This window comes from Minwuia sp., from assembly GCF_048007105.1.
Classification (GTDB): domain Bacteria; phylum Pseudomonadota; class Alphaproteobacteria; order Minwuiales; family Minwuiaceae; genus Minwuia.
The window spans coordinates 2,161,579-2,176,817 of the sequence record NZ_CP180352.1; the positions used below are offsets into that span (position 1 = coordinate 2,161,579).

The window sequence follows — 15,239 nt, forward strand, 5'->3', positions numbered from 1 at the left end:
GCTCCGCCTCGCTTGCAGGGGAGGAAACGGATGGGCTTCGAAGCCAGCCTGACGGCGCGGGAACGCGACCTGGTGGAGGCCGCAGCGCACTTCACCGACACGGAGATCATGCCGAATGCGGCTGCCTGGGAGCGGGACCGCATATATCCGCGCGATGTGCAGATGAAGGCGGCGGAACTCGGCCTTGGCGGCCTCCTGACGCCCGAGGCCGATGGCGGTCTCGGCATGTCCTTCACGGCGGCCTGCCGCGTCTTCGAGGAACTGGCCCGGGGCTGCATGGCGTTCACCTTCAGCTTGGTCGTGCACAACAATTTCGTGCTCTCGATCTCGGCCAATGGCTCTGCCGAACAGAAGCGGAAATACCTCCCGGACATGCTGGCGTGCCGGAAGATCGGCACTTTCCTGCTGACCGAGCCGGGCATGGGCTCGGATGCCGCTGCCGTCGCCTGCCGCGCGATCCCTGACGAGGACGGCTGGCGGATCGAGGGCGAGAAGGCCTGGATTTCCAGCGCCTCTGACGCCGAGATCCTGTCGCTCTATGCCCAGGCCGATCCGACAAGGGGATCGCGGGGGCTCATCGCATTCACCCTCGAAACCGACCGGGCGGGCGTGCACCGGACCGGACCCTACGACATGGCCGGTGGGCATGCGCTGGGCACCGGCGGCTTCCGCTTCGACGGCGCACGGGTGACGAAGGAAGATGTCCTGATCCCGCAGGGCGAGGCCTTCAAGGCCGCGATGTCGGGTATCGATTCCGCCCGTGTCTACGTTGCGGCGATGTCGCTGGGCATGATGCGGGCGGCGCTGTCGCGGGCGGTCGACTACACGAAGACGCGCCCCGCCTTCGGTCAGACGATTTCCGCGTTCCAGGGTGTGCAGTGGATGCTGGCCGATGTCGCCACCGATATCGAGGCGACCCGATTGCTGACCTACAGCGCGTCGGCTCTGCTGGATGCCGGTGCAGACGCCACCGCGGCCGCGGCCCACGCCAAGAAGTTCGCGACCCGTGCGTCTCTGGCCCGGCTCGCCGACTGCATGCAGGTCATGGGCGCCAACGGTTTCCGGCTGGAAGAGCCGGCGGCGCGGCACCTCGCGACGGCGAAGATGTCCCAGTACATGGACGGCGCCACCGAGATTCAGAACGTCGTGCTTGCCCGCAAGCTGGGCCTCGGTTGAGCGCATTCCGGTTTACCGGCGCTTAACGCGATCCGCCTAGGATCGGGGATTGGCGGCATCCGGCCGCCCGTCGACACGAGCATCGGACGGTCCCTTGAGCGCGCAGCACGAGCATGCCCCGGAAGAGAAAGCCGGCCTCTGGCGCCGCCTCAACAGCTGGTGGGGCGGTGAGGAGATGCCGTCTGCCGGGCGGAGCGGCGCCCCGGCGCCGAACGTGCGCAAGGCTGCCGCCGAGGCGACGATCTGGCCGAAGGAGCGCCTGCAGGTGCTGGAAGGCCTGTTCGGACCCGGACTCGACGCGCCCTGGGTTGACGAGATTCACGAGCCCATGCTGCGCGAGCTTCTGCTGACGGAGGATTCCAAGGCTGTGGTGCTGGGCGGCGGTCTGGGCGGTCCCGCGGCGCGGCTTGCCGAGCTGTCGGGGTCCAACACCATCCTGCTGGACGACCGCGTCGATGTTGCCGACCTGGCGCAGAACTGGGTCTCGGAGAACGGCGCAACCCTGAAGGTCGATCGCCGCGACTTTTTCGAGACCGGTCTGAAGCCGGGCTATGCGGATGCGATCGTGGCGTTCGGCGGCTTCTCCCATGTCCGCGACAAGCGCCGCCTGTTCAGCCATCTGCTGCAGATCCTGCGGCCCAAGGGCAAGATCGTCTTCTTCGACTTCTTCGTCACCGGCATGGATCCGGACTGCCCCGAAGTGGCCATCTGGTCGGCGTTGAACGAGCGTCCGCAATACCTGCTGCAGCCGAACAGCTTCGCGGATCAGGCCTACAAGATCGGCTTCGACTATCCGGATTACCGTGACGTCACGGACCTGCATGCGTCCAGCATCCGCGCCTCCTTCCGCAAGTCGGTCGAGGTGATGAGGGCGGCCGGTCCCGACGCTGCACGGCTGCAGCCGGCGCTGGTCGCCGAACTGGAGACCTGGAACCGGCGGCTGGCCCTGATCGACAGCGGCGAGGTCCGCTACTTCCAGACCACGGTCGAGTTCTTCGGCGGCAGCGCCGTCGTCTGATCCTGCCCGTCAGCGGGCGCGGTCGAGCCCGTTATGCACCTTGTGGCGGGCGATCTCCTCGGGCGTCAGCCCGTCGATCTCATGCGGGAAGACGATCCATCGGTCGGTTTCGTGAATGAAGTAGTCCGGGGCGCGGTCGGTCCGGTTGAGCGTCGGCTTGTAGAACACCGTCGCCACCCGGATGTCCTCGGGGGTGTTGCGCCTGCACTTGCGCTGGATTTCGGTGATCACCGCATCGATGCTGCGCCCTGAATCGAAGGTATCGTCGACGATCAGCAGGTCGTCCGCGGCGTCGATATTGTCGATGATGTAATTCAGTCCGAAGACGCGGACCGTGCTCGACTGCTCGCCGGGCCGCACATAGGACGAGGTGCGGATGGCGATGTGGTCGTTCTTCACGCCGTAATAGTCCAGGACCTCCTGCACCGCGATGCCGATGGGGGCGCCGCCGCGCCAGATGCCGACGATGAAGGAGGGGCGAAAGCCGCTCTCGTAGACCCTGAGGCCGAGCTCGAAGGAGTCGCGCAACAGATCGTTGGCGGTGAGGAAGATCTTGTCCATCGCGCGTGATTAGCGGGTCGCTTTCAGGATTCCAAGCGCGCTGGCGATGGTCTAAGCAGCCCGTATGAACATCACTCCCGAACTTCCCGACATCGACGCCCTGCTCGACAGCCTGCCTCGCGGCGATGACGCGGCCGAGGCTGCCGCCAGGGCGCGGCAGGGGCAACTGGTGAAACCGACCGGTTCGCTGGGCCGGCTGGAGGACATCGCCGTCCACCTCGCACGCTGGCAGGGCGCGGAACGCCCCCGGCTGGAAACGGTCACGATCACGGTCTTTGCCGGCAGCCACGGCATCACGAAGCATGGCGTCTCGGCCTTTCCCGACGAGGTCAATGCCCAGATGCTCGGCGGATTCCATGCCGGTTTTGCAGCGGTCTGCCAGCTGGCGGAAGCCTTCGGCGCAGAACTGAAGGCGATCGACTGCGGTGTGGCGCATCCGACGGATGACTTCACGGTCGGCCCTGCCATGGATGCGGCGGCATTTGCCGAGGCGGTCGGCAAGGGCCGGGCGAGCGTCCGCGGCGACGAGGATCTGCTGATCTTCGGTGAAATGGGCATCGGCAACACGACGGCTGCGGCTGCGGTCGCGGCGGCGATCTGCGGCGGCGATCCTGCCGGATGGGTCGGGCAGGGCACCGGCGTCGACGAGGACGGGCTGGCCCGGAAGGCCGACGTCGTCCGGCGCGGTCTGATGGCGAACCCGGCCTCAAGCGGCAATCCCGTCGAGGTGCTGCGCTGCCTTGGCGGCCGGGAGATGGCGGCGATCCTCGGCGCCTGCCTGGAGGCCCGGAAGAAATCCATCCCGGTCCTGATCGACGGCTTCATCGCCACGGCTTCGGTTGCGCCGCTCGGCCGGCAAGGCCTGGCGCACTGCCTGTCGGGCCATGCTTCTCAGGAACACGGTCACCGCAAGCTGCTGGATTTCCTCGGTCTCGACCCGATTCTGGATCTGGGCATGCGGCTCGGCGAGGGATCCGGCGCGGCGACGGCGCTCGGCATCGTGAGGGCCGCGGTGGCCTGCCACAACGGCATGGCGACCTTTGAGGAAGCCGCCGTTGCAGGCAAGAATGGCTGAATGAATGCCTGGAGCGAGCTGCCCGGAGTGGACGCACCGCCGCGCCTGACGCTGGTGCTGGGCGGCGCACGCTCGGGCAAGAGCCGTCTTGCGGAACGGCTGACGCGTGACGCCGACCCGGCCGCGATGCCGGTCTACATCGCCACGGCACAGGCCTTCGACGACGAGATGCGGGCCCGGATCGCGCAGCATCAGGCGGATCGTGGCGCGGACTGGATGACAGTCGAAGCGCCGGAGGATCTTTCAGGTGCGATCCGCGCTGCGGGCACCGTGCCCGCGCTTGTGGACTGCCTGACGCTCTGGCTGAGCAACCGGATGCTGGCGGACGCCGATCTCGAGACCGACCGGGCCGGCCTGATGGCGGCGCTGGCCGACCGGCGCGCGCCAACGGTTCTGGTGTCCAACGAGGTCGGTCTCGGCATCGTGCCGGATACGCCGCTGGGGCGCCGGTTCCGGGATGCGCAGGGAATCCTGAATCAGGCCGTGGCGGCGGCGGCCGATTGCGTCATCTTCACCGCCGCCGGCCTGCCCATGGTGATGAAACGGCCATGAACATCAGCCGGATGAACGACGATCTGGCGGTAGCCCTTGGCTGGCTGACGCGCTTGCCGGTCGCGTTTCCGGCCAGCGCGCAGCCGCTGGGCATGGCAGCCTGGGCCTTCCCGGTGGTCGGCGTGATGCTGGGCGCGGCCGGGGCCGCCATCTTCGGCCTGGCGGGCTGGCTGGGCGCGCCGCCGCTGCTCTGCGCGGTTCTGGCGGTCGGCGCGCTGACCGTGCTGACTGGCGGGCTGCACGAGGACGGACTGGCGGACTACTTCGACGGCCTCGGCGCGCGCGGGGGCAAGGCAGAGAAACTCGCCGCCATGCGCGACAGCCGGATCGGCAGCTACGGTGTCCTCGCGCTGTTGTTCGTCACGCTGGCCCGCATCGCGGCGCTGGCGGCGCTGGAACATGCGCTGATCCTGATCCCGGCGCTGGCGTTGTCCAGGGCGTCGATGGCCATGCTGATGCGCCGCTATCCAAGGGCGAGGGCCGACGGCGCGGCAGCCACCGCCGGCGAGACGGGTCTCGCCGCGATGACAGTTGCGCTGGTCATCGCTGTTGCGACGGTCCTGCTGCTGGCGGTCCCTGCCGGGTACGGTCTTGCCGGTCTGGTTCTCGGGCCGTTGCTTGCCGTCGCGGTGACGGACCGCATCGGCAGTCTGGCGGAGAAGCGGTTCGGCGGCGTGACCGGTGATGTCTATGGCGCGGCCTGCCTGCTGTCCGAGGCCGCCGTGCTGGTTCTCTTCATCATGGCCGCCGCGTGACGCGGTTGCGCCGGGCGCTGTCGCATCGCGAATGACGGTCGGCGCGCGGCCGCGGCACTATTCTGCCCGCAGCGTATGAGAGGGAGCCTGCCATGACCGCGCACGATCAGTACTTTCCGTTCCAGAACCGGCCGGAACCGCAGATGGTCGACGGCGTGCTGGCCAATCCCTCGGTGGTGCCGCTGTTCGACGTGGCGAAGTTGCCGGAGAGCGCCATGTTCGTCGTCGTCGGCGCGGGTGTGCACGGCATGTCGACGGCCTGGCATCTGGCGCGGAAGCTGGAGGAAACCGGGCGGGGCAAAGGCTCGGATGTCGTCCTGATCGACAAGCAGGGTCCCGGCGCGGGTGCCACGGGCCTCGCCTGCGGCTGCGTGCGGAACATGTACATGACCGGCCCGCTGCACGGCATACTGCGCGAGAGCGTCGATGTCTGGACCGAGGATCCGGTCAATTTCGGCTTCCAGCAGGTCGGCTACATCTCGGTCGGCGAGGAAAACCAGGAAGCCGACTACATCAGGATCCACAAGTCCCAGAACGATCAGGGCTATCCGTCGGACCTCTATCTCGGCGCCGACGCCAGGAAGCATCTGAAATCGATCTGGCCGGACTTCAACACCGACGTCGCCCACTGCGTGCTGCATGAACGGCCGTCGGGCTATGCGGGAACGCACATGGCGGTCTGGGGGCTGGACCAGAAGTGCCGCCAGATGGGCGTCAAGCGCGTCTACGGCGTCGAGGTCACCGGCTACGACATGACCAACGGGCAGGTCGCGGCGGTGAAGACCTCGGCCGGCGACATCCGCTGCGAGCAGGTCGTGCTGGCGGCCGGCGCCTGGAACCCTGTGCACTGGCGCTGGGTGGGGCTGTCGGACAAGCTCGACATGCATTACCGCGACGGCCATGTCGAAAAGGATTTCGACATGTGGACCTACTGGCGGCTGCTGGAGGGCGAGGTCTATCTGAAGCCCGGCATCGATTTCCGCGACGCCAACGGCCACGACGCGCCGGTGCTGCATGTGGAACTGATGAACACGCCGGTGGTGACCGAAGACGGGCGGGAGATCTCCGACCACTTCTACACCTATGTCCGCTACGCCGCCGAAAGGGTCGGCCAGCCGGGCGTGCAGGGCGGCACCATCCCGGTACAGATCGGCCCCGAGGCGCAGCTGGAACCCTATGGCCACCTGAACGATCTCTACCAGGCCGACGACTGGTTCGCCGACTACTACTGCGCGACGCTCGCCTACCTGATGGACCGCTTCAAGGGCTGCCGCGCCGACTTCAAGGAACGCCGCAATGGCGGCATCGGCGCCTTCACGCCGGACAATGTCCCGGTCTTCGACTTCGTTGCGCCGAACGTCTTCATGGCCGCGGATTCCAACCATGGCTTCAAGATGATCGGTGTCGGCCGGATGATCGCCGAGACGCTGGCCGGCAACGCGATGCCGGAAACGCTGAAGCCCTTCAACCTGAAGCGCTTTTCGACCGGCGAGACCTTCGGCGACCGCAACAGCAACTGCCCCTGGGTGTAGTTGCCGAACTGAAGGTCTCCGGCCTCCAGGCCACCTCCACCGTCACCCCGGCCTTGAGCCGGGGTCTGGTGTCTGCATTTGGGGACGACGCTGGTGTCTGCGATTTGACGTCTGCCCGGATCCCGGCTCGGGGGCCGGGATGACGTGGTAGCCGACAATTCCGCTACCACTCCTCCCCAAAGGGCCGGATGGTCAGGTCGAAACTCCAGGCCGAGCGGTCCTGGTGCGCCAGGTGCCAGACTTCGTTCGCGATAGCGGCGGGCTGGATGAAGAAGTCGTCGGGCTTGCCCTTGCCGGGCCCGGCGCGGGTCCATTCCAGGTCGATCATGGCGTCTATGGTCAGATACGCGACGTGGACGCCCTTCGGCCCCAGATCGCGGGCCATGGATTCGGCGAGGATGCGCTGGGCCGCCTTGGTCGGCGCGAAACCGGCGAAGCGGGCCTTGCCCCTGTGCGCCGCGGTGTTCCCGGTCACGATGATCGCGCCGTCGCCAGCCTCGATCATTGCCGGGGTGAACTGCTGCGCCAGATGCAGCAGGCCCATGGTGTTGATGCGGAAGTTGCGCTCCAGCACCTTCGGCTCGATCTCGGCGAAACTGCCGAAGGCCGCGCCGACGGCGTTGTGGATGACGGCGCGGGGATCGCCCAACTCGGCCCTGACCCGGCCGCAGACATCCAGCAGGGCATCGGCATCCAGCACGTTGCAGGGATAGGCCTTCGCACCGTCGATCTCGTCCTCCAGCCCAGCCAGACGCTCCGCGTCGCGCGCGAGCATGGCGACGCGGTAGCCGCCCTCGGCGAAGCGGCGGACGACGGCCGCGCCGGTTCCGGGACCGACGCCGGTGACCAGCACAACAGGACCCTCGCTCACAACCGTTCGACCTTCTTCAGCACCGGCAGCAGGTAGGCCCGGAACTGTTCCGGGTTCTCCGACATCGGAAAATGGCCGAGTTCTTCCATGATCTCGGCCTCCACGCCCGGAATGTCACCGGCGGTGCGCATCGTGTCCTGCGGCGTGCAGGAGAAATCGTACTCGCCCGTCAGCAGGAAGACCGCGCATTTCGTCGTGTCGATCAGGTGCGTGCGGTCTCGGAAGTCGCTGTCTTGGCGGTAGAAATGCAGATCGCCCTTGAACACGCCCGGTCCGCTGGAGAGGTAGCCCCAGAGCGTTTCCCAGCGATGGACGTCGGGGCTCTGCGGCGCGACGAGCCCGGAAATCATCGCCGCGCAGACCTCGCCGCCATGCACGTCGGGGCGGTGCAGCCAGTCGGTATCGTACCAGGGCTGCTGATGGTCGGAGGCCTCCAGCCCGATCACGGCGCGGAAGGCCTCGGGGTGTGCGCCGGCCATGTGCAGCACGATCCGCCCGCCCATGGAACAGCCCATCAGCACCGGGCGATCGAGTTCCAGCGCCTGGCAGAAGGCGGTGATGGCAGCGTCGTAGGTCTCGGTGGTCAGACGGTATTCCTCGTGCTCGTAGCCTTCGTAGGGGTTGGACTTGCCATGGTGGGGCAGGTCGAAGGCGATGACGCGGAATCGGCTGGTGATCTGGGTGTCCGTCATCAGGTGGCGGAACTGCCGCCCGTCGGCGCCCGCGGTATGCAGGCAGACCAGCGGGATGCCTTCGCCAGCTTCCTCGAAATAGATGCGGGCGGCGCGGCCGGCGATGTCGAGATGGACATAGCGGCCCGTGATCGGTTCGAACTCGGCCATGTCAGTGATCCTCCATCGTGCGCGGCGCGGCGAGGATGTCCTTGAAGTAGCGTAGATTGGCCATCAGCGGCTGCAGGTCGCCGTCGATCGAGGCGCGCCCGGTCTTGGTCATGGCGAACAGGTCGTGCCAGCCGGGTTTCGGCAGCGGCGCCCAGAATCGCTCCCAGTTCTCGACCGGCCCGCGGATGGCGAAGGTGAAGGGGCGCATCAGCACCGGACCGCGCACCAATTCGACGATCAGCCCGTCGCGGATATGGATGTGATAGGGAACCTCGCCGATCTGCCAGACCCACTCGAGGTTCACGAAGCGGCCACGCCAGACCAGCGACTGGTCCGCGTGCACGGCGTCTGCGAGATGTTCGATGGCGTGGGCCGCAGGCGGCCCGCCATGGGGCGTCTTCTTCGCCATCGCCGGTCCCTCCCTATTTCTGCCAGCGCTGGATCTTCAGGTAGCTGTCGCGGTCGGCGCTGCGGATACTGGTCTCGAATGACGATCCCGCATCCTGCCGCATCAGGGTCAGCGCGATGTCGGACCCAGCCGGGCCCGCCGACCATAGTTGTTCGTAGAACTCGGCCAGGCTGCCGACCGCGACGCCGTTGACGCGCAGGATGATGTCTCCCTGTTCCAGCCCCGAATGCGCCGCCGGTCCGCTTGGCGAGGTTCCGAGCACGACGACATGGCCCATGCGCTCGTCGGCGAACAGGCCCAGCCAGGGCCGCGGCGGCGCGTTGCGCCGGCCCTTGATGATCAGGTCGTTCAGGATCGGCTCCAGCAGGTCGATGGGCACGATCATGTTGCCGGGCCGGGGCTTGCCGCCGGCCGTGGCGTCCTCGATGTAGAGGGAGCCGACACCGTAGAGCAGCCCGTCCATGCCGATCATCGCCGCACCGCCCCAGTTCGGATGCGCCGGTGCGGTGTAGATGGCCTCGTCCAGGGCGTATTCCCAGTATCCCTGGAAGGGCCGCTTGCCGGTGACGGTCTGGACGATGGTCTCCGCGCCGCCGCAACTGGTGACGACGGAGGAGCCGACCTTCAGGTCGCGCACCGTGCCGAAGTTCAGCATCGGGCGGTTCAGCGGCGAGACGGCGCGGACAAGGCCGAACCCGCTCTCGAAATCGTAGGCCAGCACATCCGCTTCGGTGGGGCGGCCCTCCGAATCCAGCACGGCGACGCTCTCGGCCTCCACGATCAGATAGCCGATGGTCAGGATCAGGCCCCCGGCGCCGATGACGATCCCGCCGCCGGCGCGCTCGGTCCCGAGCAGGGGCGCGGTGAAGGCGTCTTCCGGGATTTCCGCCTGCAGGGGCGTCAGCGCACGGTGCACGGCCTCGACATCGAAGGGCAGATCGTCATTCTCGGCCGGCGTCACCGCCGCGGCCGCGGCCGCCGGACCGCTGCCAAACAGCGCGGTCAGGTTCGGCAGCTTGTGGCCGTTGACCTTGAAGCCCTTCTCCTCGCCGGTTTCGTCGTCGTCAGCCATTCAGGTGCGGGGCTCCAGTCCGGCCTGCTTCATCCGCCAGAGGCACATGTCGATCCGATCCTGCCCGAAGAAGGGCTCGCCCTTGAAGGCGAGTGTCGGCACACCCCAGTGTCCACACTTTTCCAGCGCGTCCTCATTGACCTTGATGGCGTCCTCATAGGCCTGTTCGTTGCCCTCGATCGACTGCTCCATCGCCGCCAGATCGAGTCCGGCGCGCGCCGTGGCGTCCTTCAGGTGATCGCCCTGGTGCCAGTTCTTCACCGCCTTGCCCCAGATGGTGCGCGAGATCTCGTCCAGAAAGGCGAGGCCCCGGCCGCGGTTCACGGCCTCGATTCCCAGCCGTGTCAGCCTGTGGATGTAGGGCTGTTCCTTGGGGATGGTGCGTGTCTTCATGTCCATGACCACCGGATCCGGATCGGGCCACTGGAAGGGGACGCCCAGATGCTCCGCGACCCGGAAGACATCCTTCATCAGATAGGCGGGCCACATCAGATTGACCTGGGAGAAGAACTCCGGCGTGCGGATGGCGATCGGATAGACCGGCCGGACATTGACGGTCAGGTTCCAGTCCCGCTCCAGCTGCTTGAAGCGCTCCATGCCCAGATAGGAATAGGGGCTGCGGAATGACCAGAATAGGTCTACCTGCAGGGTCATGCACGTTCCTCCCGATGCGCGTCGATGCGCTTGCCGAGAGAGTAGTGGAGGCGCAGCAAAAAGGGGAGGGGTGGGAGACCCGGGTTCAGCCGGCGGCCCGTTCCGCGCGGCTGAGGCGCGGCTTCGCCCGTTCCAGCCAGGGCTCCGCAAGCCGGTTGACGTTGGTGAGGCCCTCCAGCAGGCCCGGCACCACGACCTCCGAAGGCCGTTTCTGGCGCGGCATCAGCCGCAGCGCCGCCGCCATCGCCGCGGGATCGCGGTCCCCGTCGTCGGCCATCATCTGCACCAGGCCCAGCTCGGCGGCCCGCTCGGCGCGGATGGTCTGTTCCAGACGGGGCACGCGCCGCGGAACGATGATCGCCCGCTTGTCCAGCGACAGGATCTCGCAGAACGTGTTGTAGCCGCCCATGGCGACAACGCCGGCGGCATCCGCCATGAGGTTCTCGAAATGCGGGTCGAAGGTGATGACCTCGACGCGGTCCAGCTTCGAGGCGCGCTCATGGAAGCTGGACTGCAGTTCAGGCGGCATGAAGGGACCGAGCACCAGCAGGGCCGGATAGGGCAGCAGCGGGTCGCTTTCGTAGGCCTTCAGCACCCAGTCGATCAGCCCCTCGCCGTCGCCGCCGCCGCCAGTGGTGACCAGCAGGAAGGGCCGGTTGGTGATCTCGGGCAGAGACACGCTGGCAGCCGTACCGGGGCGGCGGGGCAGATAACCGGTGTAGATCATCTTGTGCAGCACGCCCGGGGTCAGATCCATGCCTTCCAGCGGATTGCAGATCTGGGGCAGGCCATAGACCCAGATGTCGTCATAGAGGTCTTCGAGGGCCGGCATCACGTTCTTGCGCTGCCATTCCGGCGCCAGCAGCTTCGGCTCGTCCATGACGTCGCGCAGGCCCAGAACCAGCCGCGTGCCGCGCTCCTTCAGCATCTTCAGGGTGGCCGTGACCTCGCCGCGCAGGCCAAGCGGCTCCTTGTCGACGATGAAGATGTCCGGGTCGAAGCTGGCGGCCGTGTGGCGGATGATCGAGGCTCGGAGATCCAGCGTGTCCTCGATGTCCATGTGCAGATTCAGCGACGTGTATTCGCCGTTGCGCAACTTGATGACGCCGGGGACGCGGACGAAATCGACGCGGGCCCGGAAGTCGAAACTGCCGATGATGGGCGAGCCGGAAAGTATCAGTACCGACAGGTTCTTGTGGTTCTCGACCAGAGAATGGGCGATGGTCCGGCAGCGTCGCAGGTGACCGAGCCCGAACGTATCGTGGCTGTAGATCAGGACGCGCGATCCGCGGCTTGATGCCATGTTCTAAACCCCAATACGCCTTGGATTTTTGCGGGACTATGCCAGAACACTACTGAACCGGCAAATCGTCAGATTGACCGTCGTCAATGATTGTCGGTTCCAATCTGCTTCACTAGTGTGAACTCGGGCTGAATGAATGAGGGATACTGCCGCCGCGGGGGCGCGGGCGGCAGGAGGGGACGGCATGGAACGCAATGTATTCAGCTTCATCGTGAAGCACAGCTATCGCCAGCAGATCGTCCTCGTGGCGCTGGCGGTCATCAACATGCCCATCACCTTCTTCGGCTATACGCTGGTCGAGACGATCGTCAACGAGGGACTCCAGGGCTTCCGCAAGGTTGCGGTCGAAGAGGTTGTCGATGGCGAGACCGTCTCCAAGACGGTGAAGCAGAGTATCGAATTCCCCGAATTGGTCTTCGGAATCGGGCCTGAATTCGACCAGATCACCTTCCTGTTCATCCTTGTCGGCGTCTTCCTGATCAACATCCTGCTGTTGCAGGGCATCAAGTACATCCTGAACGTCTACCGCGGCCAGACCGCGGAGCGGATGCTGCGCCGGCTGCGCTACACGCTGTTCGAACGGATCCTCCGCTTCCCCCGTCGTACCTTCAAGAAGGTCAGCCAGGGCGAACTGATCTCCATGATCACGGCCGAGGTCGAGCCGCTGGGCGGATTCGTCGGCGAGTGTTTCTCGCTGCCGGTCATGCAGGGCGGCATCATGCTGATGTCGCTGGGCTACATGCTCTACGCCAACTGGATCCTCGCGCTGGCTGCCGTCTCGCTCTACCCGCTGCAGTTCTGGATCATCCCCAAGCTGCAGAAGAAGGTGAACATGATGGGCAAGGAGCGCGTCCGCCGGGTGCGGAAGCTCTCCGAGAAGATCGGTGAAAGCGTCACCGGCGTGAACGAGATCCACAGCAACGACACTACCAATCTGGAACTGTCGAACTTCGCCAACCAGCTGCACGGCATCTACTCGGTCCGGCTGGAAATCTACATCTGGAAGTTCGTCATCAAGTTCGTGAACAACTTCATCCAGCAGCTGGGTCCGGTGATGTTCTACTCGATCGGCGGCTATCTGGTGCTGACCGGCGGGCTGGATCTCGGCACGCTGTTCGCCGCGATCTCGGCGCACAAGGAAATCGGCGCGCCCTGGAAGGAGCTTCTGGGCTACTACCAGCGCCAGGCCGACGCCCGGATCAAGTACGAGCAGGTTGTCGAGCAGTTCGCGCCGGCAGGGCTGTACACCGAAGACCGGATCATGCACGACGCCGATCCGTCGATCCGCCTGACCGGCGATCTGAAGCTGACCGGGGTCACCATGCTGGACGAGCAGAATTCCAGCCTGGTCGAGAACCTGTCGACATCGGCATCGCTGGGCAAACGCATCGCCCTTGTCGGCGCCAGCGGATCCGGTTCTTCCGAAGTGGCCGACCTGCTGGCGCGGCTGGAGGAACCGGACCGCGGCAGCATCCAGTATGGCGATCACGACCTGCAGACCCTGTCCGAAGCGGTTACCGGGCGGCGCATTTCCTATGTCGGCGGCTCGTCCTTCGTCTTCAACATGACGCTGGGGGACAACCTGTTCTATGGCCTCCGGCACCGGCCGCTCGGTTCCCGCTCGGTCGAGGGCGACGACAGGAGCGAACTCGAGAAGTACATCTCCGAGGCGCGGGCCTCCGGCAATCTGGAGTACGATCCCCGGGCCGACTGGATCGACTACGAGGCAGCCGGCGTCACCGATCTTGCCGGTCTCCGCGCGGTGGGCATCGAGGCGTTGCGGATCGTCGGGCTGGATGAGGATGTCTACCAGTTCGGTCTGCGCGGGCAGATCGATCCGGGCGTGCAGCCGGAGATCGCCGAAGGCGTTCTGAAGGCCCGCGAGGCCCTGAGCGCGCGGCTCTCCGATCCGTCCTTCGCCAGCCTGATCGAGCGCTACGATCCGGAGAGCTACAACACCAACGCTTCCGTGGCCGAGAACCTGCTGTTCGGCACGCCGGTCGGCGATGCGTTCGACTTCGACCACCTGGCCGAACACCCCTACATCCAGGAGGTGCTCGAGAAGGTGGGCATGACCCGGATGTTCCTGGAAATGGGCTACCAGGCTGCCGCGACCATGGTGGAACTGTTCTCGGACCTGCCGCCGGATCACGAGCTGTTCCAGCAATTCAGCTTCATCTCGGCCGACGATCTGCCCGAGTTCCAGGCGATTCTGGCGCAGTACGACCGCGAGCAGCTCGACAACATCGACGAGTCCGAGAAGCTCCGGCTGATGTCGCTGCCCTTCAAGCTGATCCCCGCCCGGCACCGTCTCGGCATCATCAGCGAAGACGTCCGGGCCCGGCTGCTGGAGGCGCGGAAGGCCTTCGCGGACAACCTGCCGGATGATCTGCAGGGCGCGGTCGATTTCTTCGACCCGGCGGAATACAACGCCGCGGCCAACATTCTGGACAACATCCTGTTCGGCAAGATCGCCTACGGCCAGGCGCAGGCCCAGGAGCGCGTCAGTTCGCTCATCCGTGAAGTCATGGCCGAACTGGACATCATCGATACCGTGTCCGAGGTCGGACTGGCCTACGAGGCCGGCATTGGTGGCGCCAGGCTTTCCGCCGGACAGCGCCAGAAGCTGGCGCTCGCACGGGCGGTGGTCAAGAACCCGGATGTGCTCATACTGTCGGAAGCGACGGCGTCGCTCGATTCCAACAGCCAGGCCCGGATACTGGAACGACTGCTGGAGCGTTTCAGCGGCGGCGGCCTCATCTGGGGCGTCCACCGGCCGCAGATGGCCGAGCGCTTCGACCACATTATCGTCATGAAGGGCGGAACCGTGGTGGAGAGCGGGACGTTCGAGGAACTGAACAAGGAAGGTACGGCGCTCAGTGAACTGATCGCCAACGAAGCGGCGTGACGGCGCGCGTACCGGGAGGACCCACCCCATGAGCCTCAACGAAGAAGTCGATCTGCTCCGCCAGATCCCGATGTTCCAGAAGGTCGAACAGTCCAAGCTGAAGCTGCTTGCCTTTACCTCGGAGCGCCTGGTCTTCCAGCCGGACCAGACCGTCTGCGAGCAGGGCGAGCCCGGCGACAGCATGTACGTCATCGTTGACGGCGCGGCGGATGTCATCGTCAATCTGCCGAACGGGCCGCTCACCGTCGCCACGTTGAAGAAGAACAGCTTCTTCGGCGAAATCGCGATCCTGTGCGACGTGCCCCGGACCGCGACCGTGAAGGCGACCAGCAAGCTCACCACGCTCCGCATCACCAAGGACCTGTTCTACCGGCTGGTGTCCGAGTTCCCGCAGATGACCATCGAGATCATGCGCGAGATCGCCGCCCGTCTCGACCGGACCACCCAGGACCTGCAGTCGACGCGCAACGAGTTGACCGAACTCCGCAAGTCGTCCGGCGGCTGACCCGCA

General features: G+C 66.0%; 15 protein-coding genes. 8 read left to right on the forward strand and 7 right to left on the reverse strand.

The window, feature by feature from the left end; translation table 11 throughout:
* The first annotated feature begins 30 nt into the window (after positions 1-30).
* Positions 31-1,176: an acyl-CoA dehydrogenase family protein gene (locus ACMVY4_RS10485; RefSeq protein ID WP_416900093.1), complete on the forward strand. Its 1,146-nt coding sequence runs from the start codon at positions 31-33 to the stop codon at positions 1,174-1,176.
* 94 nt (positions 1,177-1,270) lie between these two features.
* On the forward strand, positions 1,271-2,194 hold the full coding sequence (locus tag ACMVY4_RS10490; protein WP_416900094.1) for a methyltransferase domain-containing protein: 924 nt from the start codon (positions 1,271-1,273) through the stop codon (positions 2,192-2,194).
* Positions 2,195-2,203: 9 nt separating this feature from the next.
* Here the strand turns inward: ACMVY4_RS10490 and ACMVY4_RS10495 are convergent, their stop codons facing one another.
* Positions 2,204-2,755 carry a phosphoribosyltransferase gene (locus ACMVY4_RS10495; RefSeq protein WP_416900095.1) on the reverse strand — a complete coding sequence of 184 codons (552 nt, stop codon included), beginning with the start codon at positions 2,753-2,755 and terminating at the stop codon, positions 2,204-2,206.
* 64 nt (positions 2,756-2,819) lie between these two features.
* On the opposite strand from ACMVY4_RS10495, the gene cobT reads away from it, so the two are divergent.
* From cobT to ACMVY4_RS10515, 4 genes are all read left to right on the forward strand, one after another.
* On the forward strand, positions 2,820-3,830 hold the full coding sequence (cobT, locus tag ACMVY4_RS10500) for a nicotinate-nucleotide--dimethylbenzimidazole phosphoribosyltransferase (RefSeq protein ID WP_416900096.1): 1,011 nt from the start codon (positions 2,820-2,822) through the stop codon (positions 3,828-3,830).
* Complete coding sequence (cobU, locus tag ACMVY4_RS10505; RefSeq protein WP_416900097.1) at positions 3,831-4,382, forward strand: bifunctional adenosylcobinamide kinase/adenosylcobinamide-phosphate guanylyltransferase; 552 nt, start codon at positions 3,831-3,833, stop codon at positions 4,380-4,382.
* The gene (cobS, locus tag ACMVY4_RS10510; protein WP_416900098.1) at positions 4,379-5,137 is read left to right on the forward strand and encodes an adenosylcobinamide-GDP ribazoletransferase; all 759 of its coding nucleotides are present in this window, start codon (positions 4,379-4,381) and stop codon (positions 5,135-5,137) included. The genes cobU and cobS overlap by 4 nt, the downstream gene beginning before the upstream one ends.
* Positions 5,138-5,229: 92 nt before the next feature.
* Positions 5,230-6,669: an NAD(P)/FAD-dependent oxidoreductase gene (locus ACMVY4_RS10515; protein ID WP_416900099.1), complete on the forward strand. Its 1,440-nt coding sequence runs from the start codon at positions 5,230-5,232 to the stop codon at positions 6,667-6,669.
* Between the two features lie 163 nt (positions 6,670-6,832).
* On the opposite strand, the gene ACMVY4_RS10520 is transcribed toward ACMVY4_RS10515, so the two are convergent.
* The 6 genes from ACMVY4_RS10520 to ACMVY4_RS10545 all read right to left on the reverse strand — a co-directional run bounded on the left by ACMVY4_RS10520 (position 6,833) and on the right by ACMVY4_RS10545 (position 11,820).
* A complete protein-coding gene (locus tag ACMVY4_RS10520) occupies positions 6,833-7,540 on the reverse strand; it encodes an SDR family NAD(P)-dependent oxidoreductase (RefSeq protein WP_416900100.1) in 708 nt (235 codons plus the stop codon).
* Complete coding sequence (locus ACMVY4_RS10525; protein ID WP_416900101.1) at positions 7,537-8,382, reverse strand: alpha/beta fold hydrolase; 846 nt, start codon at positions 8,380-8,382, stop codon at positions 7,537-7,539. The genes ACMVY4_RS10520 and ACMVY4_RS10525 overlap by 4 nt, the downstream gene beginning before the upstream one ends.
* Before the next feature lies 1 nt (position 8,383).
* Positions 8,384-8,791 carry a hypothetical protein gene (locus tag ACMVY4_RS10530; protein WP_416900102.1) on the reverse strand — a complete coding sequence of 136 codons (408 nt, stop codon included), beginning with the start codon at positions 8,789-8,791 and terminating at the stop codon, positions 8,384-8,386.
* Between the two features lie 13 nt (positions 8,792-8,804).
* Entirely contained in the window at positions 8,805-9,863 is a 1,059-nt protein-coding gene (locus ACMVY4_RS10535; RefSeq protein WP_416900103.1) for a S1C family serine protease, read from the reverse strand.
* A complete protein-coding gene (locus tag ACMVY4_RS10540) occupies positions 9,864-10,517 on the reverse strand; it encodes a 2-hydroxychromene-2-carboxylate isomerase (RefSeq protein ID WP_416900104.1) in 654 nt (217 codons plus the stop codon).
* Between the two features lie 85 nt (positions 10,518-10,602).
* Positions 10,603-11,820, reverse strand: a complete 1,218-nt coding sequence (locus ACMVY4_RS10545; RefSeq protein ID WP_416900105.1) for a glycosyltransferase family protein — start codon at positions 11,818-11,820, stop codon at positions 10,603-10,605.
* Positions 11,821-12,004: 184 nt separating this feature from the next.
* Here ACMVY4_RS10545 and ACMVY4_RS10550 point away from each other — a divergent pair, with 184 nt between their 5' ends.
* Positions 12,005-14,728, forward strand: a complete 2,724-nt coding sequence (locus ACMVY4_RS10550; protein ID WP_416900106.1) for an ABC transporter transmembrane domain-containing protein — start codon at positions 12,005-12,007, stop codon at positions 14,726-14,728.
* 28 nt (positions 14,729-14,756) lie between these two features.
* Positions 14,757-15,233, forward strand: a complete 477-nt coding sequence (locus ACMVY4_RS10555) for a cyclic nucleotide-binding domain-containing protein (RefSeq protein ID WP_416900107.1) — start codon at positions 14,757-14,759, stop codon at positions 15,231-15,233.
* Positions 15,234-15,239 lie beyond the last annotated feature (6 nt).

Bases quoted from the DNA above. Each gene is read 5' to 3' on its own strand.
- ACMVY4_RS10485 (WP_416900093.1), top strand. From the start codon at position 31: ATGGGCTTCGAAGCCAGCCTGACGGCGCGGGAACGCGACCTGGTGGAG.
- ACMVY4_RS10495 (WP_416900095.1), bottom strand. From the start codon at position 2,755: ATGGACAAGATCTTCCTCACCGCCAACGATCTGTTGCGCGACTCCTTC.
- cobT (WP_416900096.1), top strand. From the start codon at position 2,820: ATGAACATCACTCCCGAACTTCCCGACATCGACGCCCTGCTCGACAGC.
- cobU (WP_416900097.1), top strand. From the start codon at position 3,831: ATGAATGCCTGGAGCGAGCTGCCCGGAGTGGACGCACCGCCGCGCCTG.
- cobS (WP_416900098.1), top strand. From the start codon at position 4,379: ATGAACATCAGCCGGATGAACGACGATCTGGCGGTAGCCCTTGGCTGG.
- ACMVY4_RS10515 (WP_416900099.1), top strand. From the start codon at position 5,230: ATGACCGCGCACGATCAGTACTTTCCGTTCCAGAACCGGCCGGAACCG.
- ACMVY4_RS10525 (WP_416900101.1), bottom strand. From the start codon at position 8,382: ATGGCCGAGTTCGAACCGATCACGGGCCGCTATGTCCATCTCGACATC.
- ACMVY4_RS10530 (WP_416900102.1), bottom strand. From the start codon at position 8,791: ATGGCGAAGAAGACGCCCCATGGCGGGCCGCCTGCGGCCCACGCCATC.
- ACMVY4_RS10535 (WP_416900103.1), bottom strand. From the start codon at position 9,863: ATGGCTGACGACGACGAAACCGGCGAGGAGAAGGGCTTCAAGGTCAAC.
- ACMVY4_RS10540 (WP_416900104.1), bottom strand. From the start codon at position 10,517: ATGACCCTGCAGGTAGACCTATTCTGGTCATTCCGCAGCCCCTATTCC.
- ACMVY4_RS10545 (WP_416900105.1), bottom strand. From the start codon at position 11,820: ATGGCATCAAGCCGCGGATCGCGCGTCCTGATCTACAGCCACGATACG.
- ACMVY4_RS10550 (WP_416900106.1), top strand. From the start codon at position 12,005: ATGGAACGCAATGTATTCAGCTTCATCGTGAAGCACAGCTATCGCCAG.
- ACMVY4_RS10555 (WP_416900107.1), top strand. From the start codon at position 14,757: ATGAGCCTCAACGAAGAAGTCGATCTGCTCCGCCAGATCCCGATGTTC.